The following is a 13,502-nucleotide window of genomic DNA, read 5'->3' on the forward strand; positions in this document are numbered from 1 at the left end:
GGGAAATCCCCCATTTGCAGTTTTAAGATGAACACACAAAGAAAAGAAATTCAAAATCCACCGCACTTTCAATTAATTACCACAGACCTCGCCTTGGCGGAAGTCTGCCACTGTGCACAACAAAAACAAGTGGTGGCATTAGACACCGAATTTGTCAGAATTCGAACCCTCTATCCTCAATTAGGCTTAATTCAATTATATGATGGCGAACAAGTTAGCTTGATCGATCCCCTCAATATTCAAGATTTCACCCCCTTTATTGCATTGCTAGCCAATCCCAATGTGTTAAAAGTGCTTCATGCATGTAGCGAAGATTTAGAAGTCTTTCAGCATTATTTCCAACAAATGCCTGTTCCCATGTTAGACACGCAAGTGATGGCAAGTTTCTTACATTTCCCAAACTCAACGGGACTTGCCACCTTATTGCAACACTATTTTCAACTCACCTTAGATAAAGGGGCATCACGTACAGACTGGTTAGCCCGCCCTTTATCGGATAAACAGCTCGTGTATGCCGCCGCCGATGTATGGTATTTGTTACCGCTTTACTGGCGTATGCAACAGGATCTCTCTGCCACACGCTGGCAGCAGGCTGTAGAAAGTGATTGTAATTTGCTACTTGCCAAAAGAGAGCAAGGGAAAAATCCCGACTTGGCTTATTTCAATATTCCGAATGCATGGCGTTTGAATCCACAAGAATTAATGCGTTTAAAAATCTTGGCAAAATGGCGTCAAGAAGAAGCCATGAAACGAGATCTGGCGTTAAATTTTGTGGTTCGAGGTGAACATTTATGGCATGTCGCAAAACATAACCCCAAACACACTTCAGAGCTTTTACAATTAGGCTTAACAGAATTGGAAGTGCGTATTCACGGCAAAAAATTGTTACAGCTGCTTTCTCAAGCCAATCGCATAGAAGCAGAGCATTATCCCGCAACGATTCAGCGAATTGTGGACGATCCCCGATATAAAAAGGCACTAAAGTTGTTACAACAACAATTAAAAGCCCTCACGCCAGCGGATCTTGCCAGTGAAGTGGTGGCGAGTAAACGCATGCTTGAGGCATTAATGAAATGGCACTGGCTAGAGCAAGACAATCCCGACAGCCTGCCCGAGCTTATGACAGGTTGGCGTAAGCCTTTTGGTTTGGCGTTTATCGAGAGTTTAACTCATTTGAGCTTGTAGATGACAACAACCAATAAAGACAAAAGAGTGAATAAACTCCCCACTCTTTTTTCTCAAGATCATCAAAAGTGCGGTCAATTTCAAAAAAGTTTTGCTTTGAGGAATTGACCGTTTTTGTATCATGGATATGATGTGAGTAATTGATATTCTGTTTGTATTCACTGGCGTGAGGTTTGATTAAAGCACTCGTCAGAGACGAGCGCTAGCGGGGGTGTGGTTTGATTAACGCACTCGTCAGAGACGAGCACTCGCAGGGTGAAAGTGGAATGGGTTATTAATAAAGACGGTTATTTATCAACAGTTTATCCAAAAAGAAAGCAATGAGGTATAAAATGAAAGTACGTTTTAGGTATTACGAATTTCAGAGTGGTATCTATCAAACCTGTGGTGTTTATGAAAGTGATAACCGGGAAAATGATGGGATGATTACTGATTATCTTAGTACTATTCCAGATTCTTATTCAGATCGTGGGTTTAAAGTTTTAGCGGCAGTCAAAGATCCAACGCTTACTTGGGAATGGATTGGTTCACAGGCATTTGAAGCCTTGATAGACCATGATCAAATAAAAGTGGGTTATTATCTGTTAGATGGCTTGGAGGAAGAGGACATCCCTGATGATGTTGACGAAAGAGATACCGATCCCCGTTTCATCCCCCGTAAAGAATTTGCCTATTTACTGGAAAAATGGCTGGATTTTTACCAAAGACCCATTACTGATATAAATTACCAAGAAATTATTGACACCAAGGAGGCGTATTTATGACCGTGATTGTGGCTTGTCTTTTGTCGCCAAGCACCTGTTCGGGGTTATCAAAAGCGTTAAGTTTTGGTGAAGCATAAATATCAAACAGCCTTAAAATAAAGTGCGGTCAATTTCAAAAACGTTTTGCTTCGAGGAATTGACCGTTTTTGTATCATGGATATGATGTGAGCAATTGATATCCTGTTTGTATTCACTGGCGTGAGGTTTGATTAAAGCACTCGTCAGAGACGAGCGCTAGCGGTGTGGACAATCAATAAGGAGGATATATGAAAAAATACAGCATAATCAGTTTGTTATGTATAACCAGTATATTATTACTAGGCTGTTCTTTTGGTAAGGGATTCCAACCTCCTGCCCGCTATTTTAAATGGCGGGCACCAGATTATCCTCATTTGGATAAATACCCTGAAGAAGAACGGTTTTATCAATGGTTCGAGCAAAAAGAAAAGGATATGCGAGCTTGTGGGATGGATCCCTTTGATGGTGAATCCAATTATCCAGAAGTCAACCTTTGTTTAGAGAGAAAAGGCTGGTATTTGAAGGATGGTCCTTACTGTGAGAATGAATTGGAATGGGATAAACCGCTTTGTGTGGAATGGCGTAAAAAGCACAGCAAACCCGATGCCAAGCCTTGGTCACCAAAGCGGGAATAGCTGTTTTCTGACTTATTGAGGGATATCGGCAAAAGTGCGGTCAATTTCAAAAAAGTTTTACTTTGAGGAATTGACCGTTTTTGTATCGTGGATATGATGTGAGCAATTGATATTCTGTTGTGTTCACTGGCGTATGGTTTGATTAAAGCACTCGTCAAAGACGAGTGCTAGCGGGGGGATGATAAAGGAACATTTAAATTAACTAATGTAAAGATAAAAAGTAAGGAGATGTATTTGGTAATACCTAACTCAACAACTAAATCGCAATGGCAAGCGATAAATAGGTCAATTGACTATGCAAAATCGCAAAGTGTTAATATTTTTTGTTAAAAAGGTGAATTAAGATGAGTGAATATAGTGTTTTAATAAAAAAAACAGAAAAATTTATTTTAGTTAATTATTTTTTAGAAGGCGTACTTAGTGTATTAGATCCTAAGCAAGATATTAATCTGCTATCACCCAATATAACTTATTCTGCTTTGGGAAAACACATCAGGGAAAATTTATCAAAAAGTAGAGAGATTGATTTTGATGAACTTAGAGCAATAATGTCATTAGATAGCGATGATACATTTTTTAAGTCGTTAGAAACAAAAATAAAAGAAGAGTTTTCATATAAGAATAGAAAAGAAATTTATAAAAATATGGATTTTTTATCTGTGAGAATTATGAATAATAAAATTATAATAACGCCTTGGCATCAAGACTCTCTTAATGGTTATACGGCTATAGAAGATGAAAACAGAAAGTGGGTTAGATTTGAATATCCAATAGATATATCTGATGAAGAATTAGGAAAAGTCGTGATGGAAGGGTTTAAATATTGTACGAGTATTTATAAGAAAAAATAACAAATTGGATATGGTTCTAATAACACTCTTTTACACATGGATAGTGTAATTTGTGGAGTGTCTAGGCTTTCAAGCCGCAAAATATCACACAGCACAAAAATAAAGTGCGGTCAATTTTGAAAAAGTTTTGCTTTGAGAAATTGACCGTTTTTGTATCGTGGATATGATGTGAGTAATTGATATTTTGTTTGTATTCACTGGTGTGTGGTTTGATTAAAGCACTCGTCAGAGACGAGCGCTAGCGGGGGCGATTTTGATTGAGAATAGTCAGCATGATACCGTGGGGAGTTCGCTTGTTATTGGGAATAATCCTTATACGATAAACCTAAATACGTTAAAGAAAAATAAATACACTTTATTGAAGGATATTGTGAGTAATAGTTCATTATCATCACATAACTGCTATGGTTTAGGACAAAAACAATGTGAATCTGATGGTTATAGAATGAATCAAGATAATAGAATTATGCAACCAGAAACAACAATTTTTGAGCTAAACAACGAGACACAAAGGAGAGAGCATGAAAAGTAAATATTGGATTATTTTTTTTGCGGCAATGTCATTAACACAATGTATTGATGTTGCGAGTTTTCAACCCCCAGCCCGCTATTTTAAATGGCGGGCACCAGATTATCCTCATTTGGATAAATACCCTGAAGAAGAACGGTTTTATCAATGGTTCGAGCAAAAAGAAAAGGATATGCGAGCTTGTGGGATGGATCCCTTTGTGGGGGAGTCCAATTATCCAGAAGTCAACCTTTGTTTAGAGAGAAAAGGCTGGTATTTGAAGGATGGTCCTTACTGTGAGAATGAATTGGAATGGGATAAACCGCTTTGTGTGGCATGGCGGAAAAAACACAGCAAACCCGATGCCAAACCTTGGTCACCAAAGCGGGAATAGTACTGTTTTCTGACTTATTGAGGGATATCGGCAAAAGTGGTCAATTTCAAAAAAGTTTTACTTTGAGGAATTGACCGTTTTTGTATCGTGAATATGATGTGAGTAATTGATATCCTGTTTGTGTTAACTGGCGTATGGTTTGATTAAAGCACTCGTCAAAGACGAGTGCTAGCGGGGGGGGCGAGAAGAGAATGTCGAAAGAAGATTCGATTTTGATTGAGAATAGTCAGCATGATACCGTGGGGAGTTCGCTTGTTATTGGGAATAATCCTTATACGATAAACCTAAATACGTTAAAGAAAAATAAATACACTTTATTGAAGGATATTGTGAGTAATAGTTCATTATCATCACATAACTGCTATGGTTTAGGACAAAAACAATGTGAATCTGATGGTTATAGAATGAATCAAGATAATAGAATTATGCAACCAGAAACAACAATTTTTGAGCTAAACAACGAGACACAAAGGAGAGAGCATGAAAAGTAAATATTGGATTATTTTTTTTGTGGCAATGTCATTAACACAATGTATTGATGTTGCGAGTTTTCAACCCCCAGCCCGCTATTTTAAATGGCGGGCACCAGATTATCCTCATTTGAAGAAATACCCTGAAGAAGAACAGTTTTATCAATGGGTTGTTTATCAAAATAAAGAAATGCGAGCTTGTGGGATGGATCCTTTTGTGGGGGAGTCCAATTATCCAGAAGTCAACCTTTGTTTAGAGAGAAAAGGCTGGTATTTGAAGGATGGACCTTACCCCTGAGATGGCGCTCGTGTCCGCACGAGTGCCAGCTTGAGAATAGGGGGATTTTCTGACTGGCTAATTGGGGCGTCATGGGCAAAAGTGCGGTCAATTTCAAAAACGTTTTGCTTTGAGAATTGATTGTTTTTTACATGAGAGAGTGAAAGTACACCACCTTAGGCATAGGCAATGTGATTGTAGATAAGGTGATTAAGGAATACCCAAATGGGGTTTATGAAGCGAGGGTGTTGATCCCTAACCCGAAAGCGAAAACCGATCCTACCGCACCGAAATTTTTGGAGAAACTAGGGAAAAATAAAGACAGTACTTCCACAATGTTTCCAAGAACATGGACAGAGGATAGGTTGAAAGTTGAATTGGAATATGCATTTAAAAATAGAAGTAAAGTTGAAGGATTCGAGGATAAGTGGAAGGGGACAACAAAATCAGGCGTTGAAGTGATATATCAATTTGATAAAAGTGGTAATATTTCAACAGTTTATCCAGTAATAAATTGATGGAGATAATAAAATGAAAGTTCTTTTTAGTTATGGCACATATAATAATCGCCCACATAAAGCTTGCTGCGTTTATGAAAGTGATAATCGGGAAAATGATGGGGTGATTATTGATTATCTTAGTACTATTCCAGATTCTTATGCAGATAATGGGTTTAAAGTTTTAGCAGCAGTCAAAGATCCAGCAAATACTTGGGATTGGATTAGTTCGCAGTCATTTGATGCCCTGATAGACCATGATCAAATAAAAGTGGGTTTTTATCTATTAGATGGTCTGGAGGAAGAGGATATCCCTGATGATGTTGACGAGAGAGATACGGATGCCTATGTAATCCCCCGTAAAGAATTTGCCTATTTACTGGAAAAATGGCTGGATTTTTACCACAGACCCATTACTGATATGAATTACCAAGAAATTATTGACACCAAGGAGGCGTATTTATGACCGTGATTGTGGCTTGTCTTTTGTCGCCAAGCACCTGTTCGGGGTTATCAAAAGCGTTAAGTTGTGGTGAAGCATAAATATCACACAGCGTAAAAATAAAGTGCGGTCAATTTCAAAAAAGTTTTGCTTTGAGGAATTGACCGTTTTTTGTATAAAATCAGCACAAACATAAATGCATTATTCAACCAGAAAAGACAATTTTTGAATTAAATCAAGAAACCAACAATCAATAAGGAGGATATATGAAAAAATACAGCATAATCAGTTTGTTATGTATAACCAGTATATTACTGATGGGCTGTTCTTTTGGTAAGGGATTCCAACCTCCTGCCCGCTATTTTAAATGGGGGGCACCAGATTATCCTCATTTGAAGAAATACCCTGAAGAAGAACAGTTTTATCAATGGGTTGTTTATCAAAATAAAGAAATGCGAGCTTGTGGGATGGATCCTTTTGTGGGGGAGTCCAATTATCCAGAAGTCAACCTTTGTTTAGAGCGAAAAGGTTGGTATTTGAAGGATGGACCTTACTGCGAAAATGAATTGGAATGGGATAAACCGCTTTGTGTGGAATGGCGTAAAAAGCACAGCAAACCCGATGCCAAGCCTTGGTCACCAAAGCGGGAATAGTGCTGTTTTCTGACTTATTGAGGGATGTCGGCAAAAGTGCGGTCAATTTCAAAAACGTTTTGCTTTGAGGAATTGACCGTTTTTGTATCGTGGATATGATGTGAGCAATTGATATCCTGTTTGTGTTAAGTGGCGTGTGGTTTGATTAACGCACTCGTCAAAGACGAGCGCTAGCGGGGTAAAAAACACAGCAAACCCGATGCCAAGCCTTGGTCACCAAAGCGGGAATAGCTGTTTTCTGACTTATTGAGGGGTATCGGCAAAAGTGCGGTCAATTTTGAAAAAGTTTTGCTTTGAGGAATTGACCGTTTTTGTATCATGGATATGATGTGAGCAATTGATATTCTGTTTGTATTCATGGCGTGTGGTTTAATTGAAGTACTCGTCAAAGACGAGTGCTAGCGGGGGTATTGTTCTTCTAAGTTAAGTACGCTAAAAGATGGCACTAAACAAATGTCGGATGATTGGATTATGTGAGGTCGTAGGTTAGATCATCTAGATCTAAAAACCCAAAAGGAACTAATTGAAAGTATACAAAATAATGATATAGATAGAGTTCTTAGTAAAGTAGATAGCCTTGGAAACATACAGACCTTTAAATTGGATAGTACAGGGAAAAATATAGGATTGTGGCCATAACTATTGAGAATATTCTTATGCAAGTTAGAGATAAACTAAATACTTTAGAAAAGTATAAATCGTTAATTGAATTCAATAAAAACACTATTAATGAATGGCTAGATAAGGTCTCTTATTTATATAAAGCTGAAAAAGCTGGCATTAAAAAGTATGCAAGACCAAACTTAGAGATAATTGAATATACTAAAAAGTCTATACTTAATTATCAACAAAAGATTTTATTAGCAATTTATTCTGCTGGATACCCTATAGAGATATTTCAAAAAGAATACATTAAAACATTTGAAGAAATGCTACCTATTTGGAGGCATCGAGGCGGCTATTTATCAATGCTTGACATACTTTCAATAGCAATTATTTTAGATTTAAAAAATGAGCAGAGAACACTATTTGATCTATTTAATCAACAGAATAAAAAAGATAAGTTTCAAATTAAGGATTTTTTATTGGATTTTCTTTTTAAACAGAATAATCTTGAACATGAGATTTATCCTGATTTTATGATTGCTAAACCTTATTCTTTATTGAAAGAAGTCATTGAATTATCAAAAACAGATAAAGCTAAAGCGGTTAAAAAATTAAAATCCTATTTAGAAAAAAATTGGTTTTCTGCTCTAAAACGCCAAGACCTAATCCAAGAAACCCACAAATCCCCTCATGGCACACATTGTGGCTATTGGTCTTTTGAAAGCGGTGCATTAGTAAAAATATTAGGTTTAGACGATAGTATTCTAAAAGACCAACAATATTATCCTTATGATTTAGTGCATTATAAAGAATCATAAGACTTTTGTTTTTAACAAAGACATTGGAAAAGCCATTACGCAAGTAGGAAAATCCATCGCAATACGTGGGGATTATTTTGGGGCAAATCTCACGACTAAAATCCAAAAATAAATTTTCTAAAAAACAATACATAAATTTTCAATATCAAAAGAACAATTATCTAAAGATACAATAAAGAATAAAAAAGAAAAACGCTTAAGAGTAATTTCCATATTAGTTATAAATATATGGATAACAAAAACTAGATAAACCAAGATATGACAAATACATAGAGAAAATTATTTAAAGAAATAGCAGTGGAAGTATTAAAAGTAGGAGGGGAATCTACAAAAGAAGCAAGAAATTTGCTTGTAAATTCATTGATTAATTTAAGACAACAAGGTGTTATACAGCCAATAAATATTCCATGAGGTAAATGAAATGAGTAAATTAGAAGAGTTTGGTAAGGTTTATATTGATGATGTTAGAGACAGAACTATCTTATTATTAGAGAATATTCTTAAAGGTCAAGTCAATGCACCAAGATTTAAAGATTTACAAGAGAATTTAAATCAATTGGGTGTCGAAGAAATAGAATTAATAAAATACATTACGATTTCTTTAATTGATAACACATTGCACAATACCCTGTGCTTATTTGAAGAATATCCAGAGTATGAATTAATAAGTGATGGAGAAAATATCATTGATTTGTCCGATGGGTTGTCTGCTGAATTATATACGGATGATGGTTGGATAAAAAAATATAGTAAATATCCAAGCTCTTTTAAGTAATATTGCTATCTATCAACTTTAATAACCCTTCGGGGATTATTGTTCCCGAACGATTATCGCAAAACCAACCCGCTTGACCCACAGCTTTTATTTGTAGGGCAATACTCTGACCCAGAGAGTGGGAATTATATTCCGAGTGATCCGATTGGGTTGCAAGGTGGGGAAAGACCTTTTGGGTATGTAAATAATCCGCTAGATTGGGTGGATGTGTTGGGATTGGCTGGGTGTAGAATGCCGAAGTGGATGACGACTAAAAAGGGTATCACAGACACCATATAATTCCTTATTCATTACGTAATTACCCCACATTTCAAAACTGGACTAGATATAAATTCAGCTCAAAACCTGATTTATTTACCAACTAAAAAAGGGATACACCCAACAAAATCTATACATCATGGATGGAGTAAACCTCATAAGCAATAGAATAATAAAAATATAGAAAAAATACTTAATTTTGAAGAAAGAAAAAATTGGAATCAAAGTCAAATATTAGAACAACTTAAAAAGTTAAGAAAAGGGCTAAATAGCGGAAAAATAGGAGATTTAATTTAATGATTTATGATATTGATATGAACGTCAAGTATGGAGATGGATATTTATCCACAAAAAAAGATCATAATAGCTATGAAATTGATCCTGAATATCAAAATTTATGTAAAGCTATTGGAAAGTCAGATATTTTACGAGTATTAAATGGTTATTTTCTTTTTTCTGAAAAATTAAAAAATGTTTTATCTTATGATAAAACATTTAAATTTAAAAAAGTAAATATATTTTTCAGGGGACAGTTTTTGTCAAATAGTTATTTTCTGGTAAGTATAGAAAATAAAATAGCATTAATAGATTATAATAATAGTATAATTGTGGGCAATCCATTCTTTGATAAACTTGTTTTTAATCTAGGAAATATAAAACCTAATGATCTTGCCATTATAGATAAAGACGATGAGCATTATATTTATTACACAGAAAAATTTTATGAATTAGTCAAATCCCACCAAATTGATATTGACTTATTAGAAGTAATGTAATTCTGATTTAACTAGTAATACGGTAAAGGGCAATCAAACATAGTGGCAATACGAAACTAGCTACGTTGTCTGTTAACGAAACGGACAAGTATTCGTCTTGCTCAATCCATAAGGTAAAAAAGTTTGGGCGAAAGAAAAAGTACCGTTTGGGTTGGTTGGGTGTAATAAAAATCTTAATTCTAGACGATAAGCGTTAAGAGTGGCTAAACGAGATGCGGGAATTCCAATGTTGCAACAACCTGATAAAGTAACTAGCCATGTTCCCCTAACAGATAGATCAGGAAAAAATTTTAGATCAAAAGAATCGCCCAATAATGACTAAATAATATCACTACACAACTCCAAGCGGAGAGAAAGTTGTGTTGCAGGAATATTCTCTTGGTCATGTGTACGAACCAAAGGGGACTCTAGGAAACCAAGGTTTCCACTTTAATCCAAGGCAATATGATCCAACTACAGGTAACGGATATAGGAATAAAAGCTTTCCTGGAATTTCAGAACATTATAATTATGGAGGATAGCAATATGAAATGGTTTGAAAAAGCAATAGGTAAAGAAAAAATAATTTATATGTTTAATCGAAATATTGATGTAAATGAAATCTACTTACACAAAATTTTATTCTATGACTATACATTAACAATATTTTTCCATATTTTAAATATCCCACAAGAATTTCCTAAAAAGTGGAATGATAACGATTTTAATGCGATAAGTATGCAATTAAGCTTTTCGGATGTGAACTATTTTAACGTATATGGAAATAGTTTGTTTAACAAAATAGGAAAACTAAACATTAGTGTTGATAACAATATCGTAAAAATGAACTTCGCAGGGGATGATGTAAACATAATATGTGAATCTGATTTTTATTTCATTGATAATATCACTCCAAATTTCATTAATATTGAAGAAAGTATAAATTGATGAAGAAAGTGGCTTAGCGTATAACCGTTTTCGTTATTATGAGCCTGAAAGTGGGAATTATATTTCGAGCGTTCCAATACGGTTGAATGCTGGCGAAACACCTTATTCGTATACTCATAACCTTGTTGGGTAGATTGATCCGTTTGGGCTGGCTGAGTGTCTTTCTAACTATCGTCATTTATGAAGAGCACAATGTTAAGTTAGAATCAATGAATTAGCGGAAGCCCATGCTCATAGATGATTACAAGAAATGTAAGCACAAAATATTCATAGAAACTCTGGTGGTGGAAGAGGTGCGATTGATACATCTTTTAGTTCCAGAATAGGTGAAGGATATCCACGGCAAGGAAGTTATATAACAACTAATAATGCTAGAGTCGTATTTAACGATCAACGTCATGTAATTACTGCTTTTCCAACTCCATAGGTACAATATGAAAATAAAATAAATATATTCCAAAGAATATTTATTATTATGGAATCTCATGATGTCATTAGAAAGTAATGTAGCAACTAATGAAGAGGCTGATCTCATGTCTTCATTTGATATGAATAATAAAGAAGATGTTATAAAGCTATTCAATTTGTATGTTAAAGATTATTTTTTAAGTTTAAATAAAGAAAAGCAAGATGAGATTTTATGTGCAATAAATAAAATTTTATTAGCTGAAAGAAATATAGCTGATTACTTTTTTGAATGTGAATTTGGATCTGCAGCGAAAGAACCAGATGATAAACAAGAATTCTTAAAGTTAGTAAAAGAAATTTTAAATTTATATTTAAGAACTTGATTTGTATAATAGCTATGTTTCGATAATATCAGTGTTACGTTGGTACCTATTCGCAAAACTAACAATCGGTACGTTTCCTAAAGAAATTTGCAAAATTTTCATTGAAATCAACCCCCGATGCCGCTCGTTTATAACGAGTGGCTTACTCTTTTTCTTCACAACAAACGGTCACTTTCTCTCTAAATTTTGCACTTTTTTGGAATAAAGTGATCCCATGTAGTTTCGCTTATGGCAACATCAAAACAACAATGCCATCTACCCACCAAACAGACAAGTGATCTCCTCTCTCAATCCACAAGGCAAAAAAATCTGAGTGAAAGAAAAAAGCACGCTTTGGGGCTTGTTGGGGGTAATAATCTTTATCTATAAATTTTAACTTTAAACGATTTGGTGGGAAAACCCCAAGAATTTTATATCAAGGCTATGGTCAAGAAGGTAAAGATATTGCAAGGGGGCTTGAACAACGCTATTTTGAACAGTCAGGTGGTTTAGATAATACTGCTAATAAACAAAACCCTGTCGGAATGAATAATAAAAGACGAGATATTTATCTGGATTCTGCAGATAAACATCTAAAAAATAACGGTAGAATATGTGGTAAAAAATAATGAATAGAGTAAGAAGTAAGCAAGGTGATATATTAGTGTATAAATTAAAAGAGAATTTATATACAGTCACTCAGCGTTTAGAGAGTCAAATTGTACGCTTTTTTGATATAAAACGTAATGATGATAACTGGGATGAACAAATAGACTTAAATCAGATCCCCATTTTGTTTGAAGCTTTTGTGATGACTAATTATGTCGAAAAGAAATTTGCTGTTAAAAAATTAAAAACAGCAATGCCATCAACAAAACCTTATGAACGATTTTGGATTGTATCTTATGATCCAGCAGATCCTTATTTTGACGGAACAGAAAAGAATGTTTATGGTTTAGGTGGTAAGCTTGTAGATTTAGGAAATAATTACTTTTCAGGATGTGATGCACCTGTCGTAAAGCATCATCTTAATGTGAAAGACGATCGAGAGATATTGGAGAAATATGAATTAGATTGGGCTTGGGGAGAGGCGATTATTGAAAGACTTATTCGTTATTTTGAGACTGGCATTAATAGAGATGATATGAAGTTTGAGGTCTTTCCTGATTTATGGGATGACCGAGAGCAACTTCGTCCTTTAACAAGCCGATTAGCAGAACCATTTCGGTAAATTATAAATCCTTGATACCGCTCGTTTGTAATAAGTGGAAAACGATCTTTCAACTCCCATAGCCAATGGTCATTTTCTCTTTAACTCTTTTGCACATCGACAATACAACATTTTGATTAGAACTGATCACTTCTTGTGAGCAATGTATTCTTTCCACAACAGGTATTCGCTAGGCAGTGGTTTGATAAAGAAAGTGGCTTAGCGTATAACCGCTTTCGCTATTATGACCCAGAGAGTGGGAATTATATCGGCTCAGATCCGATTGGGTTGAATGGGAGAGGAACAGCCTTATCGTTACATCCAAAATCCAATGGATTGGATTGATGTTTTGTGCTTAAGCTCGTGCAAGTTAGCTAAGCAAGGAGACGATTTATTTGTTGCTACTTACATAATTAAGTTAGAGTTGCAAATATAAAATCAGGATCGAATTCATTACACACCTCGCATCATGCAATCCAAAATGCTATCAGCCCCACAACTCATGATAAGGGAATCGCTATTAATTTACGAAAAAATTTACACCAATTAATATGGACTTACAAAAAATTATTAAAAGGATTAACAAATGCACAATATCTAGCTAGAGATATAAAAGATGTAAGAAAAATCCTGGGCAACACAGCTTATAATAAAAACACAGTTAAAAG

The 13,502-nt window shown here is 35.1% G+C and carries 20 protein-coding genes and 2 pseudogenes; all 22 read left to right on the forward strand.

Going from position 1 to position 13,502, the window contains the following annotated elements; translation table 11 throughout:
- Positions 1 to 27: 27 nt before the first annotated feature.
- The 22 genes and pseudogenes from rnd (at position 28) to ACPEEM_RS03495 (ending at position 13,179) form a co-directional block, all read left to right on the forward strand.
- Positions 28 to 1,185, forward strand: a complete 1,158-nt coding sequence (rnd, locus tag ACPEEM_RS03390; RefSeq protein ID WP_424403534.1) for a ribonuclease D — start codon at positions 28 to 30, stop codon at positions 1,183 to 1,185.
- A 332-nt stretch (positions 1,186 to 1,517) separates the two neighbouring features.
- Complete coding sequence (locus ACPEEM_RS03395) at positions 1,518 to 1,949, forward strand: DUF5376 domain-containing protein (protein ID WP_424407719.1); 432 nt, start codon at positions 1,518 to 1,520, stop codon at positions 1,947 to 1,949.
- Between the two features lie 266 nt (positions 1,950 to 2,215).
- A complete protein-coding gene (locus ACPEEM_RS03400; protein WP_424407721.1) occupies positions 2,216 to 2,602 on the forward strand; it encodes a hypothetical protein in 387 nt (128 codons plus the stop codon).
- Between the two features lie 186 nt (positions 2,603 to 2,788).
- Positions 2,789 to 2,932, forward strand: a pseudogene (locus ACPEEM_RS03405) (hypothetical protein); the annotation flags it as partial.
- A gap of 14 nt (positions 2,933 to 2,946) precedes the next feature.
- Positions 2,947 to 3,453 (forward strand): contact-dependent growth inhibition system immunity protein, encoded by a 507-nt coding sequence (locus ACPEEM_RS03410; protein ID WP_424407723.1) that lies wholly within the window; start codon positions 2,947 to 2,949, stop codon positions 3,451 to 3,453.
- 253 nt (positions 3,454 to 3,706) lie between these two features.
- The gene (locus ACPEEM_RS03415) at positions 3,707 to 3,985 is read left to right on the forward strand and encodes a hypothetical protein (protein WP_424407724.1); all 279 of its coding nucleotides are present in this window, start codon (positions 3,707 to 3,709) and stop codon (positions 3,983 to 3,985) included.
- Positions 3,975 to 4,355 carry a hypothetical protein gene (locus ACPEEM_RS03420; RefSeq protein ID WP_424407726.1) on the forward strand — a complete coding sequence of 127 codons (381 nt, stop codon included), beginning with the start codon at positions 3,975 to 3,977 and terminating at the stop codon, positions 4,353 to 4,355. Before ACPEEM_RS03415 ends, ACPEEM_RS03420 begins: the two co-directional genes overlap by 11 nt.
- A 191-nt stretch (positions 4,356 to 4,546) precedes the next feature.
- On the forward strand, positions 4,547 to 4,846 hold the full coding sequence (locus ACPEEM_RS03425; RefSeq protein WP_424403500.1) for a hypothetical protein: 300 nt from the start codon (positions 4,547 to 4,549) through the stop codon (positions 4,844 to 4,846).
- Positions 4,836 to 5,123: a hypothetical protein gene (locus tag ACPEEM_RS03430; RefSeq protein WP_424407728.1), complete on the forward strand. Its 288-nt coding sequence runs from the start codon at positions 4,836 to 4,838 to the stop codon at positions 5,121 to 5,123. Before ACPEEM_RS03425 ends, ACPEEM_RS03430 begins: the two co-directional genes overlap by 11 nt.
- A gap of 170 nt (positions 5,124 to 5,293) precedes the next feature.
- Complete coding sequence (locus ACPEEM_RS03435) at positions 5,294 to 5,620, forward strand: EndoU domain-containing protein (protein ID WP_424407730.1); 327 nt, start codon at positions 5,294 to 5,296, stop codon at positions 5,618 to 5,620.
- 13 nt (positions 5,621 to 5,633) lie between these two features.
- Positions 5,634 to 6,065 (forward strand): DUF5376 domain-containing protein, encoded by a 432-nt coding sequence (locus ACPEEM_RS03440; protein WP_424407732.1) that lies wholly within the window; start codon positions 5,634 to 5,636, stop codon positions 6,063 to 6,065.
- A gap of 242 nt (positions 6,066 to 6,307) precedes the next feature.
- Positions 6,308 to 6,694 carry a hypothetical protein gene (locus ACPEEM_RS03445; protein WP_424407734.1) on the forward strand — a complete coding sequence of 129 codons (387 nt, stop codon included), beginning with the start codon at positions 6,308 to 6,310 and terminating at the stop codon, positions 6,692 to 6,694.
- Between the two features lie 656 nt (positions 6,695 to 7,350).
- The gene (locus ACPEEM_RS03450) at positions 7,351 to 8,118 is read left to right on the forward strand and encodes a PoNe immunity protein domain-containing protein (RefSeq protein WP_424407736.1); all 768 of its coding nucleotides are present in this window, start codon (positions 7,351 to 7,353) and stop codon (positions 8,116 to 8,118) included.
- A 421-nt stretch (positions 8,119 to 8,539) separates the two neighbouring features.
- Complete coding sequence (locus ACPEEM_RS03455; RefSeq protein ID WP_424407738.1) at positions 8,540 to 8,893, forward strand: hypothetical protein; 354 nt, start codon at positions 8,540 to 8,542, stop codon at positions 8,891 to 8,893.
- A 39-nt stretch (positions 8,894 to 8,932) separates the two neighbouring features.
- Entirely contained in the window at positions 8,933 to 9,172 is a 240-nt protein-coding gene (locus tag ACPEEM_RS03460) for a hypothetical protein (RefSeq protein WP_424407740.1), read from the forward strand.
- 275 nt (positions 9,173 to 9,447) lie between these two features.
- The gene (locus ACPEEM_RS03465; RefSeq protein WP_424407742.1) at positions 9,448 to 9,927 is read left to right on the forward strand and encodes a hypothetical protein; all 480 of its coding nucleotides are present in this window, start codon (positions 9,448 to 9,450) and stop codon (positions 9,925 to 9,927) included.
- A gap of 338 nt (positions 9,928 to 10,265) precedes the next feature.
- Positions 10,266 to 10,448: pseudogene (locus ACPEEM_RS03470) on the forward strand (HNH/endonuclease VII fold putative polymorphic toxin); the annotation flags it as partial.
- A gap of 4 nt (positions 10,449 to 10,452) precedes the next feature.
- Positions 10,453 to 10,854 (forward strand): Imm50 family immunity protein, encoded by a 402-nt coding sequence (locus ACPEEM_RS03475; protein ID WP_424407744.1) that lies wholly within the window; start codon positions 10,453 to 10,455, stop codon positions 10,852 to 10,854.
- Positions 10,850 to 10,987, forward strand: coding sequence for an RHS repeat-associated core domain-containing protein (locus ACPEEM_RS03480; protein WP_424408207.1), 138 nt, complete (start codon positions 10,850 to 10,852; stop codon positions 10,985 to 10,987). Before ACPEEM_RS03475 ends, ACPEEM_RS03480 begins: the two co-directional genes overlap by 5 nt.
- A 352-nt stretch (positions 10,988 to 11,339) precedes the next feature.
- A complete protein-coding gene (locus ACPEEM_RS03485; protein ID WP_424407746.1) occupies positions 11,340 to 11,645 on the forward strand; it encodes a hypothetical protein in 306 nt (101 codons plus the stop codon).
- Between the two features lie 607 nt (positions 11,646 to 12,252).
- A complete protein-coding gene (locus tag ACPEEM_RS03490; protein ID WP_424407748.1) occupies positions 12,253 to 12,855 on the forward strand; it encodes a hypothetical protein in 603 nt (200 codons plus the stop codon).
- A 135-nt stretch (positions 12,856 to 12,990) separates the two neighbouring features.
- Positions 12,991 to 13,179: an RHS repeat-associated core domain-containing protein gene (locus ACPEEM_RS03495; protein WP_424407750.1), complete on the forward strand. Its 189-nt coding sequence runs from the start codon at positions 12,991 to 12,993 to the stop codon at positions 13,177 to 13,179.
- Positions 13,180 to 13,502: the final 323 nt, after the last annotated feature.

Origin of the sequence: Pasteurella pantherarum (assembly GCF_049670885.1) — a bacterium.
GTDB lineage: Bacteria > Pseudomonadota > Gammaproteobacteria > Enterobacterales > Pasteurellaceae > Pasteurella.

Excerpts from the sequence above, each read along its gene's own strand:
- rnd (WP_424403534.1), top strand. The coding sequence starts at position 28 with ATGAACACACAAAGAAAAGAAATTCAAAATCCACCGCACTTTCAATTA.
- ACPEEM_RS03395 (WP_424407719.1), top strand. The coding sequence starts at position 1,518 with ATGAAAGTACGTTTTAGGTATTACGAATTTCAGAGTGGTATCTATCAA.
- ACPEEM_RS03400 (WP_424407721.1), top strand. The coding sequence starts at position 2,216 with ATGAAAAAATACAGCATAATCAGTTTGTTATGTATAACCAGTATATTA.
- ACPEEM_RS03410 (WP_424407723.1), top strand. The coding sequence starts at position 2,947 with ATGAGTGAATATAGTGTTTTAATAAAAAAAACAGAAAAATTTATTTTA.
- ACPEEM_RS03420 (WP_424407726.1), top strand. The coding sequence starts at position 3,975 with ATGAAAAGTAAATATTGGATTATTTTTTTTGCGGCAATGTCATTAACA.
- ACPEEM_RS03425 (WP_424403500.1), top strand. The coding sequence starts at position 4,547 with ATGTCGAAAGAAGATTCGATTTTGATTGAGAATAGTCAGCATGATACC.
- ACPEEM_RS03430 (WP_424407728.1), top strand. The coding sequence starts at position 4,836 with ATGAAAAGTAAATATTGGATTATTTTTTTTGTGGCAATGTCATTAACA.
- ACPEEM_RS03440 (WP_424407732.1), top strand. The coding sequence starts at position 5,634 with ATGAAAGTTCTTTTTAGTTATGGCACATATAATAATCGCCCACATAAA.
- ACPEEM_RS03445 (WP_424407734.1), top strand. The coding sequence starts at position 6,308 with ATGAAAAAATACAGCATAATCAGTTTGTTATGTATAACCAGTATATTA.
- ACPEEM_RS03450 (WP_424407736.1), top strand. The coding sequence starts at position 7,351 with ATGCAAGTTAGAGATAAACTAAATACTTTAGAAAAGTATAAATCGTTA.
- ACPEEM_RS03455 (WP_424407738.1), top strand. The coding sequence starts at position 8,540 with ATGAGTAAATTAGAAGAGTTTGGTAAGGTTTATATTGATGATGTTAGA.
- ACPEEM_RS03465 (WP_424407742.1), top strand. The coding sequence starts at position 9,448 with ATGATTTATGATATTGATATGAACGTCAAGTATGGAGATGGATATTTA.
- ACPEEM_RS03475 (WP_424407744.1), top strand. The coding sequence starts at position 10,453 with ATGAAATGGTTTGAAAAAGCAATAGGTAAAGAAAAAATAATTTATATG.
- ACPEEM_RS03485 (WP_424407746.1), top strand. The coding sequence starts at position 11,340 with ATGATGTCATTAGAAAGTAATGTAGCAACTAATGAAGAGGCTGATCTC.
- ACPEEM_RS03490 (WP_424407748.1), top strand. The coding sequence starts at position 12,253 with ATGAATAGAGTAAGAAGTAAGCAAGGTGATATATTAGTGTATAAATTA.